We start from the raw sequence: 24,262 nt of genomic DNA, 5'->3' as shown, positions 1-24,262 counted from the left end.
AACAAGAACAACCCAGAAAAAGAGAGTGGGAGATGCCGATGTTCAAGAATGCGAGCAGTGCGAACGCGACCAAGCAGCCGTCGCCAGGCGAAGCGGAATTCGTGATACGCGGGGGCCATGTGCTCACGATGGACGCGACGCTTGGCGACCTGCCGGAGGCCGACGTGCATGTCGTCGACGGGGAAATCGTCGAGGTCGGAGTCGGGCTAGGCAAGCCCGGCATGGCGGAGATCGACGCGCGCGGCATGATCGTCATGCCGGGGCTGGTCGATACGCACTGGCATCTGTGGAACAGCTCGCTGCGCGCGCTGGTTCGTGGCGATGATCCCGAGCACGGATACTTTCCGACCACGCTGCGGATCGGCCCGTTCTTCTCGCCGGAGGACTCCTACCACTCCATCCGGCTGGGATTGGCCGAAGGCCTTGCTTCGGGGATCACCACGGTCAACAACTGGTCGCACAACACCCGGAGCCCGCAGCATGCGGACGCGGAACTGCGCGCGATGCACGAGATGGGTGTACGCGGCCGCTTCTCGTACGGCTGGGGGCAGGAGTTGCCGCTGGATCAGATGATGGACCTGGAAGACCTGGCGCGTGTACAGCGTGAAGGCATGCCGGATTCCACGCTGCTCACGCTTGGCGCGGCCGTGCGCACGCCGGTCTCGAATCCGCGCGGCGCTGTGCCGATCGACGTGGTCAAGGCGGAGATGGCCGCCATCCGCGCACTCGGGCTACCCATCACCATGCACGCGCGACCCGGCGTGGTCTCGGTGCTCGCCGACGAGGGACTGCTTGGACGCGATCTCCAACTGGTTCATCCGCAGGGTGTATCGCCGGATGAGGCGAGATTGCTCGCCGCTTCCGGCACGACGTTCTCGTGCTCGCCAGTGATCGAGATGCACTACGCTCAGGCCACGCGTGGCGAGATCCAGTTCCAGGAGCTGATGGATCACCGCGTGCAGCAGAGCCTGTCCGTCGACAGTTCCGCCGCGTCGGCGAATGCCGACTACTTCAGCTGCATGCGCGCGCTGCTGTGGTCGCACAAGCAGCGCTTCGGCAGCACGGTGCCACTGCCGCCGCGCCGCCTGCTCGAACTCGCGACGATCGATGGTGCGCGTGATCTGGGTCTGGGTGCGCGTATCGGATCGCTGGTGCCGGGCAAGCGTGCCGACATCATCCTGGTGCGCACGACCGATGCCAACGTGGCGCCCGTGATTGATCCTGTGCATGCGCTGGTGTATTCGGCGCAGCCGTCCAATGTCGATACGGTGCTGGTGGATGGCAGGGTGCTTGTGCGCAATGGCTGCCATACGCATGTCGATGTATCCGCCATCGTCAGCGATGCGGCGGCATCGATTCATGGGCTGCGGCGTCGGTTTGCGCGTGCAGCCTGAGCGCATCCATTTCTTCAGATATAAACAGGGGAGACAAGCAATGAAGGTTTCGAAGTTCACTGCAGCGCTGCTGGCGTGCTGCGCACTGGCTGGCACCGCGCAGGCGGCCGAATACATGGAGCAGAGCGAGCGCATCAAGGGCCGTTCCTACTCGCCTGCGGTCGTTACCGAAGGGGGACGCATCGTCTGGCTGGCTGGGGAAACGACGACCACCGATCTCAACGGCAAGGACATCAAGGGTGACTTCGAGGCGCAGGCGCGGACGGTGTTTGCGTTGATTGACCAGACGCTTAGGCGCGCCGGTGGCAGCCTCAAGGACGTGGTCAGCATGACGGCGTATCTCACGGATGCTCGCAATGGCGCTACGTTCTCGAAGGTTCGCAAGGAGATGTTCCCGGATGGGAACTATCCGGCTAGCGCGCAGATTACGGTTTCTAACCTGGCGGTGCCGGGGATGCAGGTTGAGGTGCAGGCGGTGGCGGTGATAGGGGATAGGTGTGTTAAGGGGACGTGCTTGGCTAAGTGAGGGTTGTGGTTCTTGGCGTCTGCCAAGCGCCAAAGCCAAAATCCAAACAAAAAACCTTCATGCCGTTTCCGCGGTCAATTGAAATTTCAGTTGACTGCGGTTTTTTATTCAGGCGAAAGAATTGAATCAAATATCCTCATAAATCAATTAATTTTAATCGCTTGATAAATGCTATCAGTTTGAACGAAATTCCCAAAACGGACGCGATAAAGACAAATCGCACGTCATTCAATAAAAGAAGACATGCAACGTCCGCAACAACCAGGGAAAGAGCAAACATGAAGAGCAGGACAGGAGGAGCCAAAACCCCGATGAAACCGATCAAGCGCATCGCCGCAGCCGCAGCTTTGCTGCCGGGGCTGGCAACAGCACAATCCGTAACCATGTACGGCGTCGTCGACACCGGCGTCGAATACGTCAACAACATCGGCGCAGCCAAGGACAATGTCCTCCGCGTGATGGGCAATACAGGCATGGTCCCCTCCCGCTGGGGCCTGCGCGGCACCGAAGACCTCGGCGGCGGCCTGAAGAGCGTATTCGTACTGGAATCCGGCTTCTTTCCCGACAGCGGAACATCGTCGATGGGCGGCCGCCTGTTTGGCCGACAGGCCTTCGTCGGCCTGTCAGGCCGCTGGGGCCAGATCGCGTTCGGGCGCCAGAACACCATGCTGTTCTGGTCCTATCTCGATTCCGACATCCTGGGCCCGAACATCTTCGGCTCCGCAAGCCTGGACAACTACATGACGTTCGGCCGCGCTGACAATGCGGTCTCGTACAAGGGCACGTTCGGTGGCCTGACCGTCGGTGCGACGTACAGCTTTGGCCGCGACACCGTCAGCGCTGGACCCAGCCCCGCCGGGACCAATTGCGCGGGCGAGAACGCTGCTGACAAGCGCGCATGCCGTGAGTGGTCGGCCTTGCTGCAGTACCAGACCGACTGGTGGGGCGTGGCCGCAGCGTACGATGAAAACCGCGGCGGCCCGGGTGCGTTCGGCGGGCTGACAAACAGCGGCCTGACCGACCGGCGCGCGACGGTCACGGGCTATGCCATTCTTGCCAACCGCGCCAAGGTCGGCGCCGGTGTCATCCGTCGCGACAATGAAGGCAGCGCCACGCCGCGCAGCGATCTGTGGTACGTCGGGGGTTCCTACGACATCACGCCGGCCTTTAACGTCGCCGGGCAGGTCTATTCTCTGCGCTTCCACCACAGCGCCAACAAGGCCATGCTGTACGCATTACGTGGTACCTATGCCTTCTCGAAGCGCACATCGGTGTATGGCACCGTCGGCTACGTCGACAACAGCGGCCAGTCGGCCGTGGCGGTCGATGGCGCGGCAACTCCGCCGCCCGGTGCTTCGCAGGCGGGCGCAATGCTGGGCATCAAGCATATCTTCTGATCGTCGCGACGTTCGCGGCGGGCAGCCCGCTTAGCCGTGGGTGCGGCGCGGTGCCAGGCCAGCCGCTGCCACCGCGCGGGCCGCGAGCAGTGGCTCCGCGTCGCCCAAGACGTCCTGCGTGGCTCGCTGCAGCACGAAATCGCGAAAGCGGTGTGCGGCGGTACGTGGCGTGATCTGGCCGTTCCATACCGCGACCACCGGTTCGACACGGCTGTCGAGTTCGAAGCGCAGCACGCGCGCCACCTTGGCCGAGGCGAGCTGCGCGGCAATGCGCTCCGGGAACACCGACAGGTAGTGCCCGGTCTGCATCAGGCTGGCGGTCGCGGCGACGTCGCTCGTGCGGATGCCTTGCGATGGCGCCGGCGCACCGAGCGCATGGAAGGCCGTATGCAGCAGATGCAGCATGCGCGAACCTGCAGCCGGAATGCACCACTGCTGTTCGGACAACGCCTGCGCCGTGAACTTGCGGCGCGCCAGCAAGGGGTGGTCCGGGCTGGCGACGATCACGACCTTCTGCGCCGGCACTACGGGCGTGCTGCGCAGCGCGGGCCGCGACAGCCGTGGATCGTCATAAGCGAACAGCAGGTCCAGCGAGCCTTGCAGCAACTGCTCGGTCAGTTCGCCAATACCGCCTTCGATCACGCTTATCTCGACGCGTGGGTTGTCGCGGTAGAAATCGCTCATCGCCTGCGCCAGGAACGGCTGCACCGACATGGTCCGGAACGCGACCCGCAGTTCGCCCTGGTTCCCGGCGCGTACCGCCTGCATGGAGTCCGCGAGCCGGCCCAGCTGCGTGAGCAACACCTGACCGTGCGTCGCGAGTTCGCGCCCTGCTTCGGTTAGCTCCAACCCGCGGCGTCCGCGCACGAACAGCGGCATGCCGACGATGTCCTCGATTTCGGCGAGGGTTTTCGACACGGCCGCCGGACTCACATGAAAGCGCGCCGCCACCGACGCTGCGGTCTGCATCTCGCCGAGCGCGACGATGATGCGCAGGTGCCGCAGCTTGAGGCGGCTCAGTGGAAAGCTGGCGGATTCCAGCGTGTCAGCGGTGGGGGTGAATGCCATGGCATGGGCCCGTTCGGTAAGTTAACCATTTGCTCAATATGACGAGATTTTAATTCGCTTTTGGTGCAGGACAGGATCCCCTATAGTCGGCCGCATCCGCAACATGCAGACGAGGCACCGAGACCTCGGAAGGAGACCGATGATTCGAACGAGCAGGCTTTCCGCCATCCTTCAGGCGGCTTTTGCTGGTGCAGCGATGATGGCCGCGACGTGCGCTACCGCCGCCACGTGGCCCGACCGGCCGCTCCGCCTCGTGGTGCCGTTCCCGGCCGGCGGGTCGTACGACATCGTCGGGCGCACGCTGGCGCGCAAGCTCGAGCAGCGCCTTGGCCAGCCCGTGGTGGTGGAGAACATTGCCGGCGGCGCCACGGTGCCGGGGGCGATGTCCGTGCTGAAAGAGAAGGCGGACGGCAACACGCTGCTGCTCGCGAGCGACGGCACGCTCAACATCAACCCGCATACGATCAAGGGCCTGCGTTACCGCCCCGACACCGATTTCACGCCCGTCACGATCGTCAGCACCGTGCCGCACTGGATCATTGCGCGGGCGGACCGCAAAGAGATGAACCTGTCCGAACTGACGGCCTATATCCGGAAGAACCCCGGCAAGGTATCCATCAGCATCAATACCGTGGCCGGCGCCGCGCACCTTGGGCTGGCGGACTGGAAGCGCCGCAACGGGCTCGACTTCACCATCGTGCCGTATCGCGGTTCGCCGCCGGCGATGTCGGACCTGATCGGCGGCCAGACCTACGCGCACGTCGACGTAATCGGCTCCTCCATCAGCTATGTGACCGAGGGCAAGGCCCGGCCGCTGGCCGCGCTGCAGGGCAAGCCCGTAGCGCAGTTCCCGAACCTGGAATTGCAGAAGCCGGACGACAAGGATGCGCTGCAGATCCGCGCCAACCTGGCACTCGTGGTCAAGGCCGGCACGCCCGCGGACACGATCGACCGCCTCTACAAGGAAGTGAAGGCCAGTGTCCAGGAGCCGGATTTCCAGGCACGGCTGCAGACGCTTGCCTACGAGTCCGTGCTGACGCCGCCCGCCGAGAGCAAGCGCTTCTTGCAGGGCGAGACGCTGCGCTATGGCGCCATCGCCCGCACTGTCGATCTCGAATCCAACTGACGCCTCGCCCGTACCGGAGTTTTTGTTATGCGTTTTGTCATTGCCCTGATGCGGCATGAAACCAATACCTTTTCGCCGATCCCCACGCCGCTGCGCGCATTCAACCGCGGCAGCACCACTGACGGTCCGCTGCGCGGCGAAGACGCGGTGCGGGCATGCCGCGGCACCAATAGCGCGGCGGCGGCTTTCATGGACCTGGTCGAGAAGCAGGGCGACGAGTTCGTGATGCCGCTGATGGCCAACGCCGTGCCGAGCGGCGTGGTCACAGCCGACGCATTCGAGTCGATGGCGGCCATCATCGTCGACGCCGTGCGTGACGGTTGCGATGGGGTCATGCTCGACCTGCACGGCGCGATGGTCGCCGAAGGCTTTCCCGATGCCGAAGGCGAGCTGCTAGCACGCATCCGGGCCGTCGCGCCGGACGTGCCTATCGCCGTCTCGCTCGATTTCCACGCGAACTTCAGTGCTGCGCTGATCGACAACGCCACGGTCATCGCGGGCTATTGCACCTATCCGCACGTGGACGTCTACGAGACCGGCGCGCGCGCGGCACGCACGCTGATGGCGGCGCTGCGCGGCGAGAGCAAGCCCGTCATGCTCTGGCGCACGCTGCCGATGCTCACGCACATGCTGCGCCAGACGCCGCGCGAGCAGCCGATGAAGGACATCATGGACCGCGCCATGGCCGCCGAGCGCGACGGCGAGGTGCTGAACGCGTCGGTGTTCGGCGGCTTCCCGCTGGCTGACATCCCGCATACCGGGCTGACTGTCGTAATCGTCGCCGATGCGGGGCATACCGATGCCGCGCGCCGATTGCTCGATGACCTGTGCCACATGGCCTGGGAACGCCGCGCCGATTTCGTGTTCCCGATCGAGCCGATGGAGGACTCGATCGCGCGAGCGCGCACGGCTGAAACCGGGCCGGTGATCCTGGTCGACCACGGCGACAACTGCGGCGCGGGCGGTCCGACCGACGAGATGACGGTGCTCGGCGAAGTGCTCCGGCAAGGGCTGGAGGGCGTGGTGGCGGGACCATTCTGGGACCCGGCCGCCGTGGCGAGGCTGATCGACGCTGGCGTCGGCAGCACCGTGACGCTCGGCGTCGGCGGCAAGACAGATATGCCGGCGCTGGGCCTGAAGGGCCGCCCATTGACGCTGACAGGACGCGTCCAGTGCATCACCGATGGCAACTACCAGGTGACCGGGCCGATGTTCACCGGCATGAAGCTGAGCCTCGGCCGCACCGTCGTGCTCGACGTGGAAGGCACGCTCGTGGTCATCTGCGAGAAGCCGCAGGAGCCGTTCGATACGGGCGTATTCACGCATGCCGGCATCGACCTGTCGCGCCGCAAGTACGTGCTGATCAAGTCGCGCCAGCATTTCCGCGCAGGGTTCGAGCCGATCGCCAAGGACATCGTGCTCGTTGCCGGCCCGGGTGTCTGCAGCTCGGATTACAGCCTGTTCCCATTCCGCAACCTGCGGCGCCCGATCTATCCGCTCGAAACCGACACCACGCTGCAGGCCGCCTGAGCGACTGCGCATTGCCCAAGGTTGCCGAAATGCCGTTCCGAATTGTTCTGAAGCGCCTGGCGGCCATACTGGGCCTGGCCCTCGGCGCCAGTGCCGTTCCCCACGCCGCCGTTGCGGCTGCCAGTGACACGCCCACGCGCATCGTGGTCGGCTTCGCCGCCGGTGGCGCGCTCGACATCTTCGCGCGCACGCTGGCGGAGAAGCTGCGCGTGTCGCTGAACACGCCGGTGGTGGTCGAGAATCGTCCCGGCGCATCGGCAAGGCTTGCGCTGGATACCGTCAGGCGCTCGGCTGCCGATGGCAAGACGATCCTGATCTCGCCTGCGCCGCCGTTTACGATCTTTCCGCTGACCTACAAGCAGCTTCCGTACGATCCCGACAAGGACCTTGTCCCCGTTGCCTATCTGGCCGACGTACCGCTGGTGGCGTCGACCAGCGTGAACCAGCCCTATCGCACCATGCAGGAGTACCTCGCGTGGGTGAAGCGCCAACCGGCCAAGGGCGGCGTCGGGCTGGTCACGCTAGGCGGCACGATCCATTTCGGCGTGCTGACGCTGGGCAAGGAAATCGGCGTGCCGCTGTTGCCGACGGCTTACCGCGGCGCGGTGATGATGCTGACCGATGAGATCGGCGGCACGCTGCCGCTCGGCATCGACGCCGTCGCCGGGCAGATGGAGCTGTATCGCGCGGGCAAGATCCGCTTCCTCGGCGTTACGGGCACAAAGCGTACGTCGCTGCTTCCCGACGTGCCGACGCTCGCGGAATCCGGTGCGCCGGGCTTTGAATCGGCATCGGGCTGGTACTCGGCCTTCGTTGCTGCAGGCACGCCTGCGGAAACGGTGGGGCGAATTGAAAAGGCGATGCTCGAGGCGATCCGGACGCCAGACGTGCGCGACAAAATGGCCGCACTGGGCATGGAGATGAACGGGCAGTCCGGCGCGGCACTGCGCAAGATGATTCAAGCGCAGCGTGCGCAGTGGAAGCCCGTGGTGGAGGCGTCGGGGTTCACGGCGAGTGATTGAGGCCCGGCCGTCCCGGCTGGCGGACACTGTCCGAATACGCCGCCGGGGTCTCCCTACTGCGTACAATGCAGCCCATCGACTCCTGGGATGACCTCCGTGAAGAAAACCGACCTCGAAAAAAACAAGGGCCTGAAGATCAACAACAACATGAAGCAGGCAGGTGCCAACCGCGCCGGCAACGTGCCGAAGACGAAGGATCGGCAGGCTGCTGCGAAGACCGGGTTGCTCGGCAAGCTGCTGGGCAAGGCAGTCCCGCCCGAAAAGAGCGGTGACTGAAGCCATTTCAGCCCGAGGCGGCGTCTAGGCCACTGCGCCGCGTGCCGCCTGTGCCAGCGCCAGTGCGAGCCGTGCGCCGACTTCGGCGTTGTGCTTCACCAGCGCGATATTGGTGGCCAGGCTGCGGCCACCAGTGAGCGCCTTGATGCGCGCGAGCAGGAACGGTGTCACGGCCTTGCCGGTGATGCCTTGCGCCTGCGCTTCGTCAAGTGCCCGCTGCGTCAGCGCATCGATTTCCTCCGACGCCATGGCCGCCGCCTCTGGCACCGGCGTGCTCAGCAACACGCCACCGGCAAGTCCGAGATCCCATTTCGTGCGGACAAAGCGTGCCTGTTCCGCCGGATCGTCGAGCCGGTAGTCCGCGCGAAAACCGCTGTCGCGCTTGTAGAACGCCGCGAAGTTTTCTTGCCCGCAAGTGAGCACGGGGACGCCCTGCGTTTCCAGGTATTCCAGCGTCAGGCCGATGTCGAGAATGGACTTGGCGCCCGCGCACACCACCGCTACTGACGTTCGCGCAAGTTCCTGCAGGTCGGCGGAGATATCGAAAGTCTCCTGCGCGCCGCGGTGCACGCCGCCAATGCCGCCGGTCACGAAGACCTCGATGCCGGCCAGCGCCGCGCAGATCATCGTGCCCGCCACGGTAGTCGCACCAAGCTCGCCGCTGGTCAGCACCGCGGGCAGGTCGCGGCGGCTGACCTTGTGGGCCTTGCCCGAGCGGCCGAGCCGTTCGAGTTCATCGTCCGACAGGCCGACGCGGATGCGCCCGTCGATCAGCGCGATCGTCGCGGGCTCCGCGCCCAGCTCACGAATCAGTGCCTCTACCTCGTGCGCCGTCCGCACGTTTTCTGGGTAGGGCATGCCGTGCGCGATGATCGTCGATTCGAGTGCGACGAGCGGCCGACCCGCGGCACGCGCTGCGGCAACCGGTGCGCTGAAGGTCAGCCAGGATTGGGCGAGGTCGGTAGACAATTCGATGTTCCCGGTAGGCAAGATCGTTAGGTATTGCCGGAGCGACAGTTGCGCCCCGGCGTTCTCAGGCCTTACACCTCTTTGGTCATCCCCTTCAGATCGATCCACTGCGCAAACTGCTCCTCGGTTACATGACCCGAAGCAATCGCCGCCTCGCGCAGCGACAGGTTGCGCTTGACGGCCAGCTTGGCGATTTCCGCAGCCTTGTCGTAGCCGATATGCGGATTGAGCGCGGTTACCGGCATCAGCGAGCGTTCGAGCAGTTCGGCAATGCGCTCGCGGTCGGCTTCCACGCCTTCGACCATGTGTTCGGCGAAGCTCGATGCGGCATCCGCAAGCAGTGTCACCGACTGCAGCAGGCTGTAGACGATCACCGGCTTGTACGCATTGAGTTCGAGCGTGCCGAGCGCATTCGCCAGCGTGACCGTGGTGTGGTTGCCGATCACGCGGCAGCAGACCATGGCGAGCGCTTCCGCCTGCGTCGGATTGACCTTGCCCGGCATGATCGACGAACCCGGTTCGTTGGCCGGAAGCTGCAGTTCGGCAAAGCCGGCGCGCGGGCCCGAGCCCAGCAGCATGAAATCGCGCGCGATCTTCAGGAACGATGAGGCCGTCGTATTGAGGGCGCCGGACAGGTCGGCCAGCGCATCGTGGGCGGCCTGCAGCGCATAGCGGTTCGGTGCGGGCTCGAATGGCAGGCCGGTGTAGTCGGCCAGCGCGCGCGCGAATGCGGCGGCGAATCCCGGCGGCGCGTTCAGGCCGGTGCCCACCGCCGTGCCGCCCTGCGCGACAGGCATCGCGCGAAGCATGGCCTGCTGCAACCGCGATTGGGCATCGGCGACCTGCGTCATATAGCCAGAGAACTCCTGGCCGAGCGTCAGCGGCACGGCATCCTGCAGGTGCGTGCGGCCGACCTTGACGATGTCGGCGAACGCATCGACCTTGCGCGCGAACGTCTGCTGCAGCGTCTCGAGCGCGGGCAGCAGCTTCTGCTGGATCGCGCGCGTGGCGGCGATGTGCATGGCCGTCGGGAAGCTGTCGTTGGACGACTGGCTCGCGTTGACGTGGTCGTTCGGGTGCACGGGCTTCTTGCTGCCGACCTGGCCGCCAAGCAGCTGGATGGCGCGGTTGGCGATGACCTCGTTGAGGTTCATGTTGGTCTGCGTGCCAGAGCCGGTCTGCCACACCGAAAGCGGGAATTCATCGGGCCAGCGGCCTTCGATCACTTCGCTTGCTGCTTGCTCGATGGCGCCTGCCAGTTCCTGTGGCAGCACGTCAAGCTCGCGGTTGGCGCGCGCGGCACACAGCTTGAGGATGGCAAACGCTTCAATCAGCGCCGGCGGCATCTTTTCATTGCCGATGCGGAAATTCTGGCGCGAGCGTTCGGTCTGCGCCCCCCACAAGTGGTCGGCGGGGACTGGCACATCGCCGAGACTGTCTTTTTCGATGCGGGTGGCGGAGGAAGACGGTGCGGACATTGACAAGCTCCTGGCTACGAGGGAGAGAGACGGACGCGGTGCATGGCCATCTGGCGGCCCGTCACGTGGCCGTCCTCTAGAATAGTGCTTCATTGTGACCGGCACTCACGCCATTCTTACGCCATTCCCCTGCCACCAGCATGCTTATCGCCCAGCTCAAGTCGTTCTTCATGGTGGCTCGCATCGGCAGCGTGACGCAGGCCGCCAAGCGGCTGGGCTTGTCGCAGCCGACCATCACCGCGCAGATCCGCGCGCTCGAAGAGGCCTATGGCGTCGAGCTGTTCCACCGCGGCGGCAGGCGTCTGGCGCTGTCCGATGCGGGGCTGACGCTGCTGCCCAAGGTCGAGACGCTGGTCCAGCAGGAAACGGAAATCGATTTCTTCCTGCGCCATTCGGGCGACCTGCGCACGGGCAGCCTGCGCATCGGCGCCACCGCGCCGTACTATGTGCTGGACCTCATCCGCCGCTTCAGCGCACGCTATCCGGCCATCGACGTCACGGTCGAGATGGGCAACTCGCAGGAAATGCTCAATGCCCTGCAGGAGTACCGCGTGGACGTGGCCATGTCGTCCAATTTCGTGGATGACCCGCGCCTGTCGCGGCTGCTGCTGGGCGTGGATCCGCTCGTGCTGGTCGTGCATCGCACCCATCCTTTGGCCGGGCGAACCGAAATCACCCCCGCCGCACTCGCTGGGTGCCGGCTGCTGATGCGGGAAGCGGGATCCACCACGCGCATCGCGACCGAGCAGATGCTGGCCGAGGCCAATGTCGTGCCTGGTTCCCAGATGGAAATCGGCAGCCGCGAGTCGATTCGCGAGGCCGTGGTGCGCAATCTCGGCGTGTCGGTGATCGCGCTGCATGAAGTGCCGAGCCACGCGGACCTGCGCGTGCTGCACTTCACGGGCGGATCGCCGCAATTGCACGAGTACATGTACTGCCTGCGCGAACGTCGGCAGGCCCGGCTCATCGATGCGTTTGTCTCGCTTGCGGAGCCAGCCGGGAAGAGAACCGAGGATTAGCGCGCAGCAGGTGTGAGGAAAGCGGCACCCGCCACGCGCACTATTGGCTCGGTCAGGCCGTCATCTTCAGGCAGGCTTCCATGCAGGCCGCGCAAGCACGGGCGCATTCCTGGCAATGCTCGGCGTCGTGCCGTTCGCACTCTTCCTTGCACCACTTGCAGACTTCGGCGCAGTCTTCGCAGACCAACGGGGCAAACTCGCTGTTGCGCAGCATGTAGGACGCGGCGAGCTGCGCAATGCCGGCGACGTCCATGTCCAGCGCGATGCAGCGCGCCATCTTGCGCACGTCGGGCTCTTCCAGGCATGCCGCGGCGCACTTGAGCGCGGCGGCGGCGCAGGCATTGCAGGCGGCAATGCAGTCGGCGTAGCGGGCGGCGTTTTCCTGCACGGTGGGTCGGATCATGGGAGCGTCCTCCTTGGGGGATCGGTGACGGCATGCGGTAAGAGACAACACAGAGACGGCGCGCGCGGTGACCGGAGCGGATGCCGCAGGCAACCGTTATCCACAATAGCAGGCGCAAACGGGTCCTGCCGGGACGGGTATGCTGCACAGCAGTGATCTACAATGCGACCTGTGCCTCCGAACATGTCGCGGGAGCCCGCAGGGCAGCGGCACTTGCCGCCCCCCGCCATGCTCTAATCGGAAAGGCGGCATTCCACACCAAGGCAGGAAAGGAAGGACATCATGGGCGAGGCAAAACGAAGGGGTACGCCCCAGGAGCGGGCCGAAGCGGCACGCGCGAAGAAAGAGGCCCTGCGCCCGGCGCAACTGGTCTGCGGCCACTGCAAGACGGCCTTCCAGGAATTCGATGAGCTCGACGTGCCCGGCTTGCCCGGCATCGACGCCGTCTTTGGCGGGCAGTGTCCGGCATGCGGCAACGACGTGGTCGTCTTCAAGGGCGAACCGAACTCGGTGGCCGAGGCGATGATTGCGTGGCAGAAGATGCTGGGCGCCGACGCGCAACTCGGCTACCAGTCCAGCGACGGACGCCATGTGCCGTATGAGCCCGGCAGTGACGCCGGTGAGGATGCTGGCGACGCGGGTGGCTCGGGCGGCACACCGCGCGGCACGGTTCACTGAGCGCTGTCTGCGGTAATCAGTTCCGGGGGGCCGATCTCGTAGCGGCCCCGTCCCGCGCCCTTGGCGCGGTAGAGCAGCACATCGGCCAGGCGCATCAGTTCGCGCTCCTGCATCGGGCCGCCATCGTACAGCGCCACGCCGATGCTCACGTCGATATCGGCGAACATGCCTTCGAAGTGAAAGCGCTGGCCCACCGCGCACAGGATGTCGGTAGCCACGCTGCGCGCCGCGGCCGCATGGCCAACGCTCTCGAGGATCACCGCGAATTCGTCGCCGCCGAGCCGCGCCACCGCATCCTGCTTGCGCACGCAGCCTAGCACGCGCTTGGCGAAGGCTTGCAGCAGCAGGTCGCCGGCCGCATGGCCATGGATGTCGTTGACCGCCTTGAAGCGGTCCATGTCCAGGTACAGCAGCGCCATCATGCCGCCGCTTTCGCGGCATCGCGCCATGGCATCCTGCAGGCGGCTTTCGAACGCGCTGCGGTTCAGTAGCTGCGTCAGGTGGTCCGTGCTGGAAATATGCGATAGCCGCATGGTTTCGAGCTTGCGTGGCGTAATGTCCTGCACGTGGATATGCACGCCGACCACCTCGCTGCCATCCGCGCTCCATTCGGGCCGGTAGCTGGTTTCCATGCAGTGGTACTCGGGTTCGTTTTCCTCGGACTCGAAGGTCACCACGGCGCCGGCCAGTGCGCGCTGCAGGAAAGGCTGGGCCCTGGCATAGCGCGTTTCGCCCAATACCTCGCGCACGGTCTTGCCGCGCAATTCCTCCAGCGTCAGGCCGAAGGTGTGCTCGTACGCAATGTTGTTGAACACATAGCGCTCGTCCGTGTCGATGAAGGCCAGCAGCGACGGCAGCGTGTCGGTCACCGCGCGCAGGCGCCGCTCGCTGCGGTCCAGTTCCTGGCGGCGTTCGCGCACGTCGCGCATCAGGCGGGTGAAGGCGCGCGCAAGGTCGCCGATCTCGTCGCGGTGCTGCCGCTCGGGCAGCCGCTCGAACGCGGACAGGTCGGACGCGCTGTCCCTGACCACTTCATGCAGCCGCGTCAGCGGCGCCAGCAGAAGGCGCACGGCCAGCCAGATGGACGCGGCCACCAGCAGCAGCGCCAGCCCCGCCAGGATCAGGAAGCGTTGCTGCATGCGGTGCAGCGGCGCGTAGGCCTCGTGCGCGGGCAGCAGCGCCACCAGTTCCCAGCCCGTCGTGGACATCAGGTAGCGCGAGACTACGGGGCGCGTGGGTGTCAGGAATTCCAACGTGGCGGCGCGATCGTCCTGGCCACAGGTGTCGCCGATCGCGCGGGCTGGCTGGCGCGCCTGGGTCGGGTCGGGATGCTGTATGTAGACGGGGCGGCTGCCCGCGGAGACCAGGCAGTAGAAGCCCGTGGTGCCCAACCGGTTGTGCAGCACCTCGACCAGGAAGTTCGAACGAGCCAGGTCGAGCCAGCCGCCGACCAGGCCGGCAAAGCGTCCCTGCGCGGACAGGACCGGCACGGCGACGATCACGCCGAGGCGGTCGTTGGTGCGCGCGCGGATCGGCGGGCTGATCACGGGGGCGAGCGTGCGTGCGGCTTCGCGGAAATAGGTGCGGTCGCCCACCTCGGTGACCATCCCGCTGTCGCCGAGCGCCGTGCCGCGCGCGTCAACGACCATCAGTGAATTGAACGCACCGGGGACCGGAATGGCGCGTCGTACCTGCGCCAGCGCCTGCGCCATTGCCGCGGGGGCCTGCGCGCCGCGCGCCGTGCCAAACAGGCCGCCAAGCTGCGCGGCCTGCTGCCTCAGCAGCATGATGCGGTCTTCCATGGCGGTGTCGAGCTGGTCCGCGGACAGCTTGACGATGGAGTCCTGCTCGTCCTGCAGCACGTCTTGCAGGTCGCGGTGCGCGGCGAACAGCGACGTCAGCACGATGCCGGTGCCGAACACCGCGGCCAGGACCGTGGTGATCAACGCGATACGCGCTTTCAGCGAAGGCAAGAAGACAGGCATGCGGGGGCGATGTTCGGAATTCGGCTTGCCGCGCGGGGGCCAGGGTCCGGGCAGGCGATGCGCACGGCGGAACGCCTGCGGCACTACCCTACCATACGCGGCACGATCCCCGCAGGTGGGCAATGTGTGGGGGTTGACAATGCGGTGCGAGGGGAATTTCCCCGACAGCCTGTGCCCTCGCTGTGTGGAAACGCTCCAATGCGGGGCTGTGCTTTGCGGCGCGCCAAGGTATAGTGCCCGTTGCCTGCCAGGCGCGGGTGCGCGCCGTGCGGCGATCCCACGAATGCCCTCCGCCATGAAACTGCGTTTGCCGACGTCCGCCGTGCCCGCCTTGCTCGCGCTGCTCGTTGCCGCGGGCGGTACGCTATTGACGGTTGCTGCATGGCGGCAGGTGGCGCAACCCGAGCAGCGCCTGGCGGAGCAGCGCTTCGACGCGCTGCTGACCGACGCCACAGTCGCGCTGCGCGCGCGGCTGCAGGAGAACGACCAGCTCCTGCGCGGCGTGGCGGGCCTCATGACGGCCAATCCGGCGACATCGCGAACCCAGTGGCGCAACTACCTGTATGCGGCCCAACTCGACGAACTGCCGCCCGGCACGCAGTCCGTCGGCTATGCCCCCGTGGTGCGGCGCGACGGGGTTGCCCGCCTGGCTGTCGCAGCGCGCCGCGACGGCCTGTCCGACTACGCGATCCATCCCACGGGCGCGCGCGATCTCTATGCCCCGGTCTTCTATATCGAGCCGTTGGCTGGGCGCAACGCCCGTGTGCTGGGCTTCGACATGCTGTCGGACCCGGCGCGCCGCGCCGCCCTGGAGGCCGCGCGCGACAGCGGCGAGCCGCGTGCCACGAGCGCGCTGGAACTGCTGCGTGAAGCCGAGTCATCGACGCACCAGCTTGGCGCGCTGGTGTTCGTGCCCATTTACGGCAGCGGTGAGGCGCTGAGCAGCGTCGAGCAGCGGCGCGCGGCGGTTGTCGGCTACGTCTATGCGTCGCTGCGCCTGGGCGACCTGATGCGCAGCGTGGCGGGACGCGGCGCCGGCGAGCTGGTGCTGTCGCTTCACGAGGGCTCCGGCAGCGTACGCGGCAGCAAGGTGTCGGGCGACCTCACCGATGGCGAGCGGCGCGACGACGGCGCTACGCCGATGCTGGCCGGCGAGCGCCATTTCGACTATGGCGGACGCGGTTGGACCCTGCATGCGTCGACCCGGCCGGCGTTCGAAGCGGCCCACGGCGGCGATCGCGCCCGCATGGCCGCCGCCGCCGGGGCGCTGGCCACGTTCCTGATGGTGCTGCTGACCTTTGCGCTCGCACGCCGGGGCCAGGCGGCGCGGCGGGACGCGGCGGCGGCCGACAGCCGGCGGGACGCCGACCATGCGATGCTGCAGGCTTGCATGGCGCTGGCCCCTGACGGCTTTCTCGTGACCGATGCCGACGGCAAGGTGCTCAGCGCGAGCCCGCGCGCAATGCAGCTCTTCGGCGCCGGCATCGACGGCCTGCAGGGCAGGGCTCTGGCCGACCTGGTTCCAGGCGTGGCCGGCATCGCCATGGCGTCCGTCGCGCCGTCTGCCCAGGCATCGGCACAGCGCGAACTCCAGGGCGTGCGTGTGGACGGCAGCCGTTTCCCGTTGCGGGCCGGCATGGCGCGCCTGCCCGGCGCCAACGCCGGCGAGCCTGCCCGCTCGCTCTGGATCCTGACCGACCTCGACGAACTGTGGCACGCGCGCCAGCAGGCCGCCGTACAGGCCGGGCGCTATGCGAGCCTGGCCGACCACGCGCCGATGTGCGTGATCACCTTCGATGAAGACGGCCGCATCACCGATATCAATCGCACCGGCCAGCACATGCTCTGGTATCCCGGCCCGGCGCAGGGCGCAGGCATACGCTATGCCGATTTGCACGTGGCCGACGAACTGGCCGAGCGTGCGCGCGACCTGACGCGCGAGCTTGGCGAGACCATCGCGCCGGGGCTGCCCGCGCTGGTGGCCAAGGCCCGCCTCGGGCTGGTCGACGAACGTGAATGGACGTGGGTGCGCAAGGGGGGCTCGCGCGTGCCGGTGCAGGTCACGCTGCGCGAACTGCCTGCCGAAGACGGCCAGCCGCGCCAGTACCAGGCCATTGCGTGCGACCTGACCGAGCGCCACCGCGTGGATGAATACATCCGCCACCTGGCGCTGCACGATGCGCTGACCGGCCTGCCCAATCGCGCCGAGCTGACCGAGCGCTGCGAAGCCGTGCTGCTGCACGCGCGGCGCCACGGCGAGCGCGTGGCCCTGCTGCTGCTCGACCTTGATCATTTCAAGCACATCAACGATTCGCTCGGCCACCCGGTTGGCGATGACGTGCTGCGCACCATTGCCGACCGGCTCAAGGCCGCGGTGCGCCAGGGCGACCTGGTCGCGCGCATGGGCGGCGACGAGTTCGCGGTCGTGCTGGGCGGCCTGCGCCATGACACCGAGGCGGAGCTGGCGGCCTCAAAAATTCTCGCGCGGGTGTCCGAAGCGCTGGAGATCGGCGGGCAGCGCCTGCGCGTGACGCCATCGCTGGGCATTGCGATGTTCCCGGCCGACGGCGAATCGCTGACCGACCTGCTCAAGTCGGCCGATGCCGCGCTGTATGCCGCCAAGCAGGGCGGCCGCGCGCAGCTGCGCCGCTTTGCCAGCGAGATGGCCGAAGCCTCGCTCGCGCGCCTGACGATTGAAGGGCTGCTGCGCCGCGCGGTCGACGAACAGGAATTCACGCTGCGCTACCAGCCCATCGTCGATACGAGCACGCTGGCCGTGACCGGCGTCGAGGCGCTCATGGCCTGGCATACGCCTGAACGCGGCATGATGCAGCCGTCCGAGTTCATTCCCATTGCCGAGCAATGCGGCCTGATCGGCGCGCTCGGCGAATGGGCGCTGGCCACGGCCTGCAGCGACATCCAGGCCTTGCGCACGGCGCTCGGCCGCGACATCGAGGTGGCCGTGAACATTTCCCCGCTGCAGCTGCGCCAGCCGGGATTCCCCGACCTCGTTGCACGCACCTTGCAGCAGGCAGGCCTGCCGCCGGGCAGCCTGACCATCGAAGTGACGGAAGGCATCCTTGTCGAAGGGGGCGAGACCACGATCGACACCTTCCTGCGGCTGCGCGAATTGGGCGTGCAGCTGTCGATCGACGACTTCGGCACAGGCTATTCGGGCCTGCACTATCTCACGCGCCTGCCGATCAGCCGGTTGAAGATCGACAAGTCCTTCGTTGATGACGTGGCCAGGCCCGGACACGACCAGGTGGTCGCGGCGGCGATCATCGCGCTGGGCCACCAGCTCCACCTCAAGGTCGTGGCCGAAGGCGTGGAAACCATGGCGCAGTTCGAGTTCCTGCGCGCCCAGGGCTGCGATGCGCTGCAGGGCTACCTGTTCTGCCGCGCGGTCGGCCCCGACACGCTGCGCGAGGTGCTCGACAGCGGCTTCGAGCGCATGCTGCCCGCCGACGCCTGGTCCGAGACCGGTGCGAGCGCCGAAACCGGTACTGACCGCGACCCCGCCTGAGCCGCATCCTCCTCCGAAGCCAAAAAACGGCCGATAGCCCCATCGGATAAGTTTGCCGTTCTGCCACACGCCTGGCATATCACCTGCCTAAGCTGGCGTCCGTTTCAATGGATTGGCGGAGATGGCGTGATGCAGGCAGGCAAGCCCGGGGAGGGCCGGGTGTTCCTGGCGGTGGATGAGGTCAGCAAGCGCTTTGGCGCATTTGCGGCGCTGGACGGCGTTTCGCTGTCGGTCGGACAAGGGGAGTTGCTGTGCCTGCTGGGGCCTTCGGGCTGCGGCAAGAGCACGCTGCTGCGCATCATTGCCGGGCTTGAGCGCCAGGACGCGGGCCGTATTCACGCGGGTGGCCGCGACCTGACCCGGTTGCCGCCGCAGGCGCGTGACTACGGCATCCTGTTCCAGTCATACGCGCTGTTTCCGAGCCTGACCGTCGCCGCCAATGTGGCGTACGGCCTGCACGGCCGCGGCATGGGCCGCGCCCGCCGTGATGCCCGGGTCGCCGAAATGCTCGACCTGATCGGCCTGCCCGGCAGCGAGCACAAGTTCCCCGGCCAGCTTTCCGGTGGCCAGCAGCAGCGCGTCGCATTGGCCCGCGCGCTGGCGCCGGCACCGTCGTTGCTGCTGCTTGACGAGCCGATGTCCGCACTCGACGCGCGCGTGCGCGAACACCTGCGCACCGAACTGCGCCAGCTCCAGCGCCGCCTGAACATCACCACGGTGATGGTCACCCATGACCAGGAAGAGGCGATGGCCATGGCCGACCACATCGCCGTGATGGACGGCGGGCGCATCGTCCAGTCAGGCACCCCCGTGCAGATCTACGAGCAGCCGGCCTCGGCGTTTGTCGCCAATTTTGTCGGACAGGCCAACTGGCTGCACGGCCGGCGCGGCGCCCCGGGGCGCTTCGTGGTCGGGGGCGGCAGCCTTGCCGTGGACCTCGAAGTGGCATTGCCCAATGGCATGCCCGAATCCGGACGCCTGTGCTGCCGCCCCGAGGCCGTGCGCCTGCACGCCGCCGACGGCGAAGCGAACCGGCTGCTGGCCCGCGTGGTCGACCATACGTTCCTGGGCAGCCGCTACCGCGTGGCGCTGGAAGCCGAACGCCTGCCGGGCACGATCCTGTTTGCCGACGTGCCGCGCGCGCAACGCCACCTCCTGCCCGACGCGGGCGCGCAGAAGTTCTGGATTTCGCTGCCGGCGGCGGCCCTGCGGGTGTTCGCATGAACCGGGTCGCTCAAGAGACTACCGGCCTCGCTGCCGCGCCCGTGGCTGATCACGCCTCCGTGCCGCAGCGCGCCACCGGAGCGGGGCTCGCCCATCGCGCGCCTGCCGCCATGAAATGGCTGTGGCTGCTGGGCGGGGCCATTGCGCTGCTGTTGCCGCTGGTGGCGCTGTTCCGCCAGGCATGGTTCGACGGTGCCGGGCAGTGGGCGCTTGGCACCCGGCTGGCGGAACTGTTCGCCAATCCCAATTTCCTGCCGCTGCTGGGCCGCAGCGTGGCGGTGTCGCTGGCGACTGTGGCGGTGGTGGTGCCGCTCGCCTTCGGTTTCGCCTATGCGCTGCAGCGTTCGCGCATCGCCGTGCGTCCGCTGTGGCGCGGCATTGCGCTGCTGCCGCTGTTTGCGCCGTCGCTGTTGCCGGCCATCGCGCTGGTCTATCTGTTCGGCAACCAGGGCATCTTCAGGCAGGTCTTCGGCGCAGGCGGCATCTATGGCTTCTGGGGCATCTTGCTCGGCGAGGCCTTCTACACCTTTCCGCATGCGTTGATGGTGCTGGTCGCCACGCTGTCGCTGGCCGATGCGCGCCTTTACGAGGCCGCGCGTGCCATGGGCGCGAGCCCGTGGCGCACCTTCTGCACCGTGACGCTGCCCGGCGCGCGCCAGGGTTTGTTCGCGGCGGCTTGCCTGGTGGTGACGCTGGTGATCACGGATTTCGGCGTGCCCAAGGTCGTCGGCGGCGGCTACCCGGTCCTGGCGCTCGAGGCCTACAAGGCCGTGGTCGGCCAGCAGAAGTTCGACACGGGCGCGCTGATCGGCATGTTGCTGCTGCTACCGGCGCTGCTGACCTTTGGCGTCGACATGGCCATGCAGCGCCGCCAGCGCGCGCAGATGAGCAGCCGCGCGCAGGTCTATATGCCCAGGCCCGACCGCGTGCGCGATGCCATTTGCCTGCTCATGGTAGCCGCCGTCAGCGCGGCGCTGCTGACCGTGCTGGCGACGGCAGTGGGCGCGTCGCTGGTGAAGCTGTGGCCGTACAACCTGCAGCTCACGCTCGGCCACTATGACTTCGACAATATGGATGGCGGCGGCTGGCTGGCTTATCGCAACAGCCTGAAGCTGTCGCTGATGACCGCCATCGCTGGTGCCGCGATCATCTTCCTCGGCGCGTGGCTGACCGAGCGCACGCGCGGCCCGGCGTGGCTGCACGCGGTGCTGCGAGGCGGCTTCCTGCTGCCGATGGCGGTGCCCGGCCTCGTGCTCGGCCTCGGCTACGTGTTCTTCTTCAATGCCCCGGACAATCCGCTGCATGGGCTGTACGGCACCATGGCCTTGCTGGTGCTCTGCAATGTGACGCACTTCTACACGACCGGCCACCTGACCGCGGCGGCCGCGCTGCGCCAGCTCGACACGGAATTCGAAGCCGCAGCGCTGTCACTCGGCGTGGCGCCGCTGGTGACGTGCTGGCGCGTGACCGTGCCGATCTGCCTGCCGGCCATCCTCGACATCTTCCGCTACCTGTTCGTGTCGTCGATGACCACGGTCTCGGCGGTGATCTTCCTGTACAGCTCCGACACCGTGCTGGCCGCAATCTCCGTGCTGAACATGGACGACGCCGGCGACACCGCGCCCGCCGCTGCCATGTCGACGCTGATCCTGCTGACCGCCATCGCCGCGGCGCTGCTGCTGCACGCCGCCTCCGCCGGCTGGCTGCGCCGCACACAGGCCTGGCGCCGGCCGGCTTGAACCAATCGCGTACCCAAGGCTTACCCAAAGGAGAAACCATGTCCCGCATCACCCGCACCGCCACCGCACTGGCAGCGTTCGCGCTGCTGGCCACCGCCCAGGCTCACGCCAACACCGTGCTGACGGTCTATACGGCGCTCGAAGCCGACCAGATCGCCGCCTACAAGGCCGCGTTCGAGAAGGTGAACCCCGATATCGAGATCAAGTGGGTACGTGACTCCACTGGCATCGTCACCGCCAAGCTGCTGGCCGAAAAGGCCGCGCCGCGCGCCGACGCCGTGTGGGGTCTCGCTGGCTCGAGCCTCGCCATCCTCGACAAGGAAGGCATGCTGCAGCCGTACGCGCCGAAGAACCTCGCCGCGATCGACGCGCAGTACCGCAGCGCGGCCAATCCGCCGGCATGGGTCGGCATGGACGTGTGGGGTGCGGCGATCTGCTTCAACACCGTCGAAGCGCAGAAGCAGGGCCTGCCCAAGCCGACCTCGTGGGCGGACCTGACCAAGCCGGTGTACGCGGGCAAGATCGTGATGCCGCATCCGGCGTCGTCGGGCACCGGCTTCCTGGATGTCAGCGCGTGGCTGCAGATGATGGGCGACAAGAAGGGCTGGGACTACATGGACGCCTTGCACAAGAACATCGGCCTGTACACGCATTCCGGCTCCAAGCCGTGCAAGATGGCCGCTCAGGGTGAGTTCCCGATCGGCATCGCGTTTGAATATCGTGCGATGAAGTCGAAGAAGGAAGGCGCGCCGATCGATATCGTGCTGCCGACCGAAGGCCTGGGCTGGGATATCGAGGCCACGGCGATTATCAAGGGCACGAAGAATCTCGAGGCTGCGCGCAAGCTGGCTGACTTCTCGGCCTCTCGTGAGGCCATGGGCTTGTATGAGAAGAACTTCGCGGTGCTGGCGGTACCTGGGGTTGCCAAGCCGGATGCCTTGCTGCCGGCGGATTATGAGAAGCGCTTGATCAAGAATGATTTTGTGTGGGCGAGTGCGAATCGTGACCGCATCCTGACGGAATGGAGCAAGCGGTATGAAGGGAAGGCGGAAAAAAAGTAAGGGGTGTTGAGGATGGGGCTGGCCGGGGGTGATCGCTCCTGGCCAGCGAAACAAGGCGGCCAGGAGCGATCACCCCTGCAATTCGGCAAGACCCAAAAAACGCGCCGGAAATCCCCGCCAAGTCCGATCAGAGCAGATCTTCCAACCGATTATGCTGCCACCGGATATCTTCTGGACTCAGCACAATATAACCAAGCGATTTCAGCAGCCTGAGCGCCTCCAGTTCGGCATCGAGGTACACGGGACGTTCCCGCCCCAGAGCATGCTGCCCGACCAGCAGCTGCGATCCGCTTGCATACACATACGGAACATCGTCAGCTGAAGGCTGCCGGGCGGAGAGAATACGGCAATGACCCAGGTTGGGCTTCCAGCTGATGTCCACGGCAGTGCTGGACCTTGTGGTGCAAAGCCGCAAGCGCTTCAGTGCCTTGATCCAGTTGACGAAGCTGTCGCGATCGGAGGGCTGATAACCCTTTAGCAAGCATGCGAGCGCATCCTGCGCGATAGCGGTCCCCGCCGCACGATCATCGTCGAGCACGGAAATCTCCAGCGCGGCGCGCTGGCATCCGTCCTGATCATAGATCTGGCATTCGCAGTCGATCGCACCCTGCTGCAGCAGCTCGCATAACAGGGCCCAGGCTCTCGGATTCTTGGCAAGCCTGCCTTCGAGGGTGGGATCTACCTGAGCCAGCAGTTCCGGCATCGGGCGATGCTCATTCGACAGGACGGCCAAAGCAAAAGCCATCGCGTTCTCTGACGGCTTGTCACCGCGCGCCAGCCTTTGGGTGGCGACTTCCTTGAGTTCGCTGATTTCCGCGGCGGTTTCTGCGGCATGCCGCCACGCATAGGCTTCGAGGTTCTCCGACAACTTGCGTGCGGGCCTGGCAAGCTGCAGAGCCAGCGTCTGTACGACGCTTTTGCAAACCGCGCAGTTGCATTCCAGCCGCCCCGCATGCAGGAATCCCGCATAGAGCCGTTCCTGATGTCCGCAGTGGGGACATTCGATGGCAAAGCCGCCCTGTCGCGCCGGCCTCTGGGTCGCGAGCAAGCCGTCGACCTGGTAGTGCGCCCGTCCATCGCAACACGGGCACATCCACTGCAGCTTGTGCGCACCATCACGCGGCGCGACTGCGCGCTCGAATTGTCTTTCTATCGAACTGCGTGGAATGCCTTGGGAGCGCCCGAGCACATCGGCAGAGTAGTGCCAATAGCAATAGGAGTGAGCAAGGGCGGCGACTTCGGTATCGAGGTCTTGAAGGGCCGGGAGCAAATTGACGTTGCCGCGGATCTCGTCCGCCAGCGCATCGATCAGCGCTACGCCACCGGGCATGGCCGCGTCCAGCGCCGCGCGGCTCTGCTCGCGGAAATCGGCCACGTGAATCCGGCGGATGAAATCTTCGTTCTCGAGCCAGAACAAATGCCCCGGAAGGGCTTCCAGCGCCTCGACACCCGCCCGGATTTCCGACATGCCCGGACAGGCAAGAAATGTGAACGGCTTGCTGAACAGGAAAGTATCTGCCATGGGTCACCGGATTATCCTGCCCACGAGCATGGATCGCCCGTGTGCGATAGTCACTACCCCTTGACTGCACTAACGCCCATTGAGCGCGCCGCGTCTCTATGCGCGGGTGCGCGGTACTCCGTTGCGGGAGTGTTTCTTCTTCTTTTTTTGTCACATCGCGTCGTGAGCACTTTGTGCCTGCCGCATGGACAGCATAGGCGACGCTCGCGTGTCCCTGCAATGTCGTCGTACACGCGCGCCGTGCCTTTCGAGTGGCACTTCAGGGACCGGATCGTTCTTCCATGTCCGGTCTGTCGGCTCCGTAGCTCGCAGAAACAGG

At 66.2% G+C, this 24,262-nt stretch carries 19 protein-coding genes; 13 read left to right on the top strand and 6 right to left on the bottom strand.

Annotation, left to right across the window (positions count from 1 at the left end; genetic code table 11):
- Window positions 1-38: 38 nt before the first annotated feature.
- The 3 genes from K2O51_RS06105 to K2O51_RS06095 all read left to right on the top strand — a co-directional run bounded on the left by K2O51_RS06105 (window position 39) and on the right by K2O51_RS06095 (window position 3,317).
- Window positions 39-1,394, top strand: coding sequence for an amidohydrolase family protein (locus tag K2O51_RS06105; protein WP_011301616.1), 1,356 nt, complete (start codon window positions 39-41; stop codon window positions 1,392-1,394).
- Between the two features lie 40 nt (window positions 1,395-1,434).
- Window positions 1,435-1,920 carry a RidA family protein gene (locus tag K2O51_RS06100; protein ID WP_245001848.1) on the top strand — a complete coding sequence of 162 codons (486 nt, stop codon included), beginning with the start codon at window positions 1,435-1,437 and terminating at the stop codon, window positions 1,918-1,920.
- 311 nt (window positions 1,921-2,231) lie between these two features.
- Window positions 2,232-3,317, top strand: a complete 1,086-nt coding sequence (locus tag K2O51_RS06095) for a porin (protein ID WP_220630632.1) — start codon at window positions 2,232-2,234, stop codon at window positions 3,315-3,317.
- 30 nt (window positions 3,318-3,347) lie between these two features.
- On the opposite strand, the gene K2O51_RS06090 is transcribed toward K2O51_RS06095, so the two are convergent.
- Complete coding sequence (locus K2O51_RS06090) at window positions 3,348-4,385, bottom strand: LysR family transcriptional regulator (protein ID WP_220630631.1); 1,038 nt, start codon at window positions 4,383-4,385, stop codon at window positions 3,348-3,350.
- 139 nt (window positions 4,386-4,524) lie between these two features.
- On the opposite strand from K2O51_RS06090, the gene K2O51_RS06085 reads away from it, so the two are divergent.
- The 4 genes from K2O51_RS06085 to K2O51_RS06070 all read left to right on the top strand — a co-directional run bounded on the left by K2O51_RS06085 (window position 4,525) and on the right by K2O51_RS06070 (window position 8,339).
- On the top strand, window positions 4,525-5,511 hold the full coding sequence (locus K2O51_RS06085; protein WP_220630630.1) for a Bug family tripartite tricarboxylate transporter substrate binding protein: 987 nt from the start codon (window positions 4,525-4,527) through the stop codon (window positions 5,509-5,511).
- A 27-nt stretch (window positions 5,512-5,538) separates the two neighbouring features.
- Window positions 5,539-7,041: a M81 family metallopeptidase gene (locus K2O51_RS06080; protein ID WP_220630629.1), complete on the top strand. Its 1,503-nt coding sequence runs from the start codon at window positions 5,539-5,541 to the stop codon at window positions 7,039-7,041.
- Window positions 7,042-7,070: 29 nt separating this feature from the next.
- The gene (locus tag K2O51_RS06075; protein WP_220630628.1) at window positions 7,071-8,063 is read left to right on the top strand and encodes a tripartite tricarboxylate transporter substrate-binding protein; all 993 of its coding nucleotides are present in this window, start codon (window positions 7,071-7,073) and stop codon (window positions 8,061-8,063) included.
- A gap of 87 nt (window positions 8,064-8,150) precedes the next feature.
- Entirely contained in the window at window positions 8,151-8,339 is a 189-nt protein-coding gene (locus tag K2O51_RS06070; RefSeq protein WP_011301623.1) for a hypothetical protein, read from the top strand.
- 24 nt (window positions 8,340-8,363) lie between these two features.
- Here the strand turns inward: K2O51_RS06070 and K2O51_RS06065 are convergent, their stop codons facing one another.
- Together K2O51_RS06065 and fumC are read right to left on the bottom strand one after the other, a co-directional pair.
- Window positions 8,364-9,308, bottom strand: coding sequence for a pseudouridine-5'-phosphate glycosidase (locus K2O51_RS06065; RefSeq protein WP_220630627.1), 945 nt, complete (start codon window positions 9,306-9,308; stop codon window positions 8,364-8,366).
- 71 nt (window positions 9,309-9,379) lie between these two features.
- A complete protein-coding gene (gene fumC, locus K2O51_RS06060; RefSeq protein ID WP_011301625.1) occupies window positions 9,380-10,786 on the bottom strand; it encodes a class II fumarate hydratase in 1,407 nt (468 codons plus the stop codon).
- A 140-nt stretch (window positions 10,787-10,926) separates the two neighbouring features.
- Here fumC and K2O51_RS06055 point away from each other — a divergent pair, with 140 nt between their 5' ends.
- Window positions 10,927-11,805, top strand: coding sequence for a LysR family transcriptional regulator (locus K2O51_RS06055; RefSeq protein ID WP_011301626.1), 879 nt, complete (start codon window positions 10,927-10,929; stop codon window positions 11,803-11,805).
- A gap of 52 nt (window positions 11,806-11,857) precedes the next feature.
- Here the strand turns inward: K2O51_RS06055 and K2O51_RS06050 are convergent, their stop codons facing one another.
- Window positions 11,858-12,208: a four-helix bundle copper-binding protein gene (locus K2O51_RS06050; RefSeq protein WP_011301627.1), complete on the bottom strand. Its 351-nt coding sequence runs from the start codon at window positions 12,206-12,208 to the stop codon at window positions 11,858-11,860.
- 282 nt (window positions 12,209-12,490) lie between these two features.
- Here K2O51_RS06050 and K2O51_RS06045 point away from each other — a divergent pair, with 282 nt between their 5' ends.
- The gene (locus tag K2O51_RS06045) at window positions 12,491-12,886 is read left to right on the top strand and encodes a hypothetical protein (protein ID WP_011301628.1); all 396 of its coding nucleotides are present in this window, start codon (window positions 12,491-12,493) and stop codon (window positions 12,884-12,886) included.
- Here K2O51_RS06045 and K2O51_RS06040 read toward each other — a convergent pair.
- A complete protein-coding gene (locus K2O51_RS06040; protein ID WP_011301629.1) occupies window positions 12,880-14,871 on the bottom strand; it encodes a sensor domain-containing diguanylate cyclase in 1,992 nt (663 codons plus the stop codon). The genes K2O51_RS06045 and K2O51_RS06040 overlap by 7 nt on opposite strands.
- Window positions 14,872-15,166: 295 nt before the next feature.
- Between K2O51_RS06040 and K2O51_RS06035 the strand changes: the two genes are divergently transcribed.
- The 4 genes from K2O51_RS06035 (at window position 15,167) to K2O51_RS06020 (ending at window position 22,421) form a co-directional block, all read left to right on the top strand.
- The gene (locus K2O51_RS06035) at window positions 15,167-18,397 is read left to right on the top strand and encodes a bifunctional diguanylate cyclase/phosphodiesterase (RefSeq protein ID WP_220630626.1); all 3,231 of its coding nucleotides are present in this window, start codon (window positions 15,167-15,169) and stop codon (window positions 18,395-18,397) included.
- Between the two features lie 129 nt (window positions 18,398-18,526).
- Window positions 18,527-19,621 carry a putative 2-aminoethylphosphonate ABC transporter ATP-binding protein gene (locus tag K2O51_RS06030; protein ID WP_140950417.1) on the top strand — a complete coding sequence of 365 codons (1,095 nt, stop codon included), beginning with the start codon at window positions 18,527-18,529 and terminating at the stop codon, window positions 19,619-19,621.
- On the top strand, window positions 19,618-21,360 hold the full coding sequence (locus tag K2O51_RS06025) for a putative 2-aminoethylphosphonate ABC transporter permease subunit (RefSeq protein WP_220630625.1): 1,743 nt from the start codon (window positions 19,618-19,620) through the stop codon (window positions 21,358-21,360). Before K2O51_RS06030 ends, K2O51_RS06025 begins: the two co-directional genes overlap by 4 nt.
- A 38-nt stretch (window positions 21,361-21,398) precedes the next feature.
- Window positions 21,399-22,421: a putative 2-aminoethylphosphonate ABC transporter substrate-binding protein gene (locus tag K2O51_RS06020; protein ID WP_220630624.1), complete on the top strand. Its 1,023-nt coding sequence runs from the start codon at window positions 21,399-21,401 to the stop codon at window positions 22,419-22,421.
- Window positions 22,422-22,548: 127 nt separating this feature from the next.
- On the opposite strand, the gene K2O51_RS06015 is transcribed toward K2O51_RS06020, so the two are convergent.
- Window positions 22,549-23,943 (bottom strand): hypothetical protein, encoded by a 1,395-nt coding sequence (locus tag K2O51_RS06015; RefSeq protein ID WP_011301634.1) that lies wholly within the window; start codon window positions 23,941-23,943, stop codon window positions 22,549-22,551.
- Window positions 23,944-24,262: the final 319 nt, after the last annotated feature.

The organism is Cupriavidus pinatubonensis, from assembly GCF_019602855.1.
Taxonomy (GTDB): Bacteria; Pseudomonadota; Gammaproteobacteria; order Burkholderiales; family Burkholderiaceae; genus Cupriavidus; species Cupriavidus pinatubonensis.
This window is presented reverse-complemented; position numbering and strand designations above follow the sequence as displayed.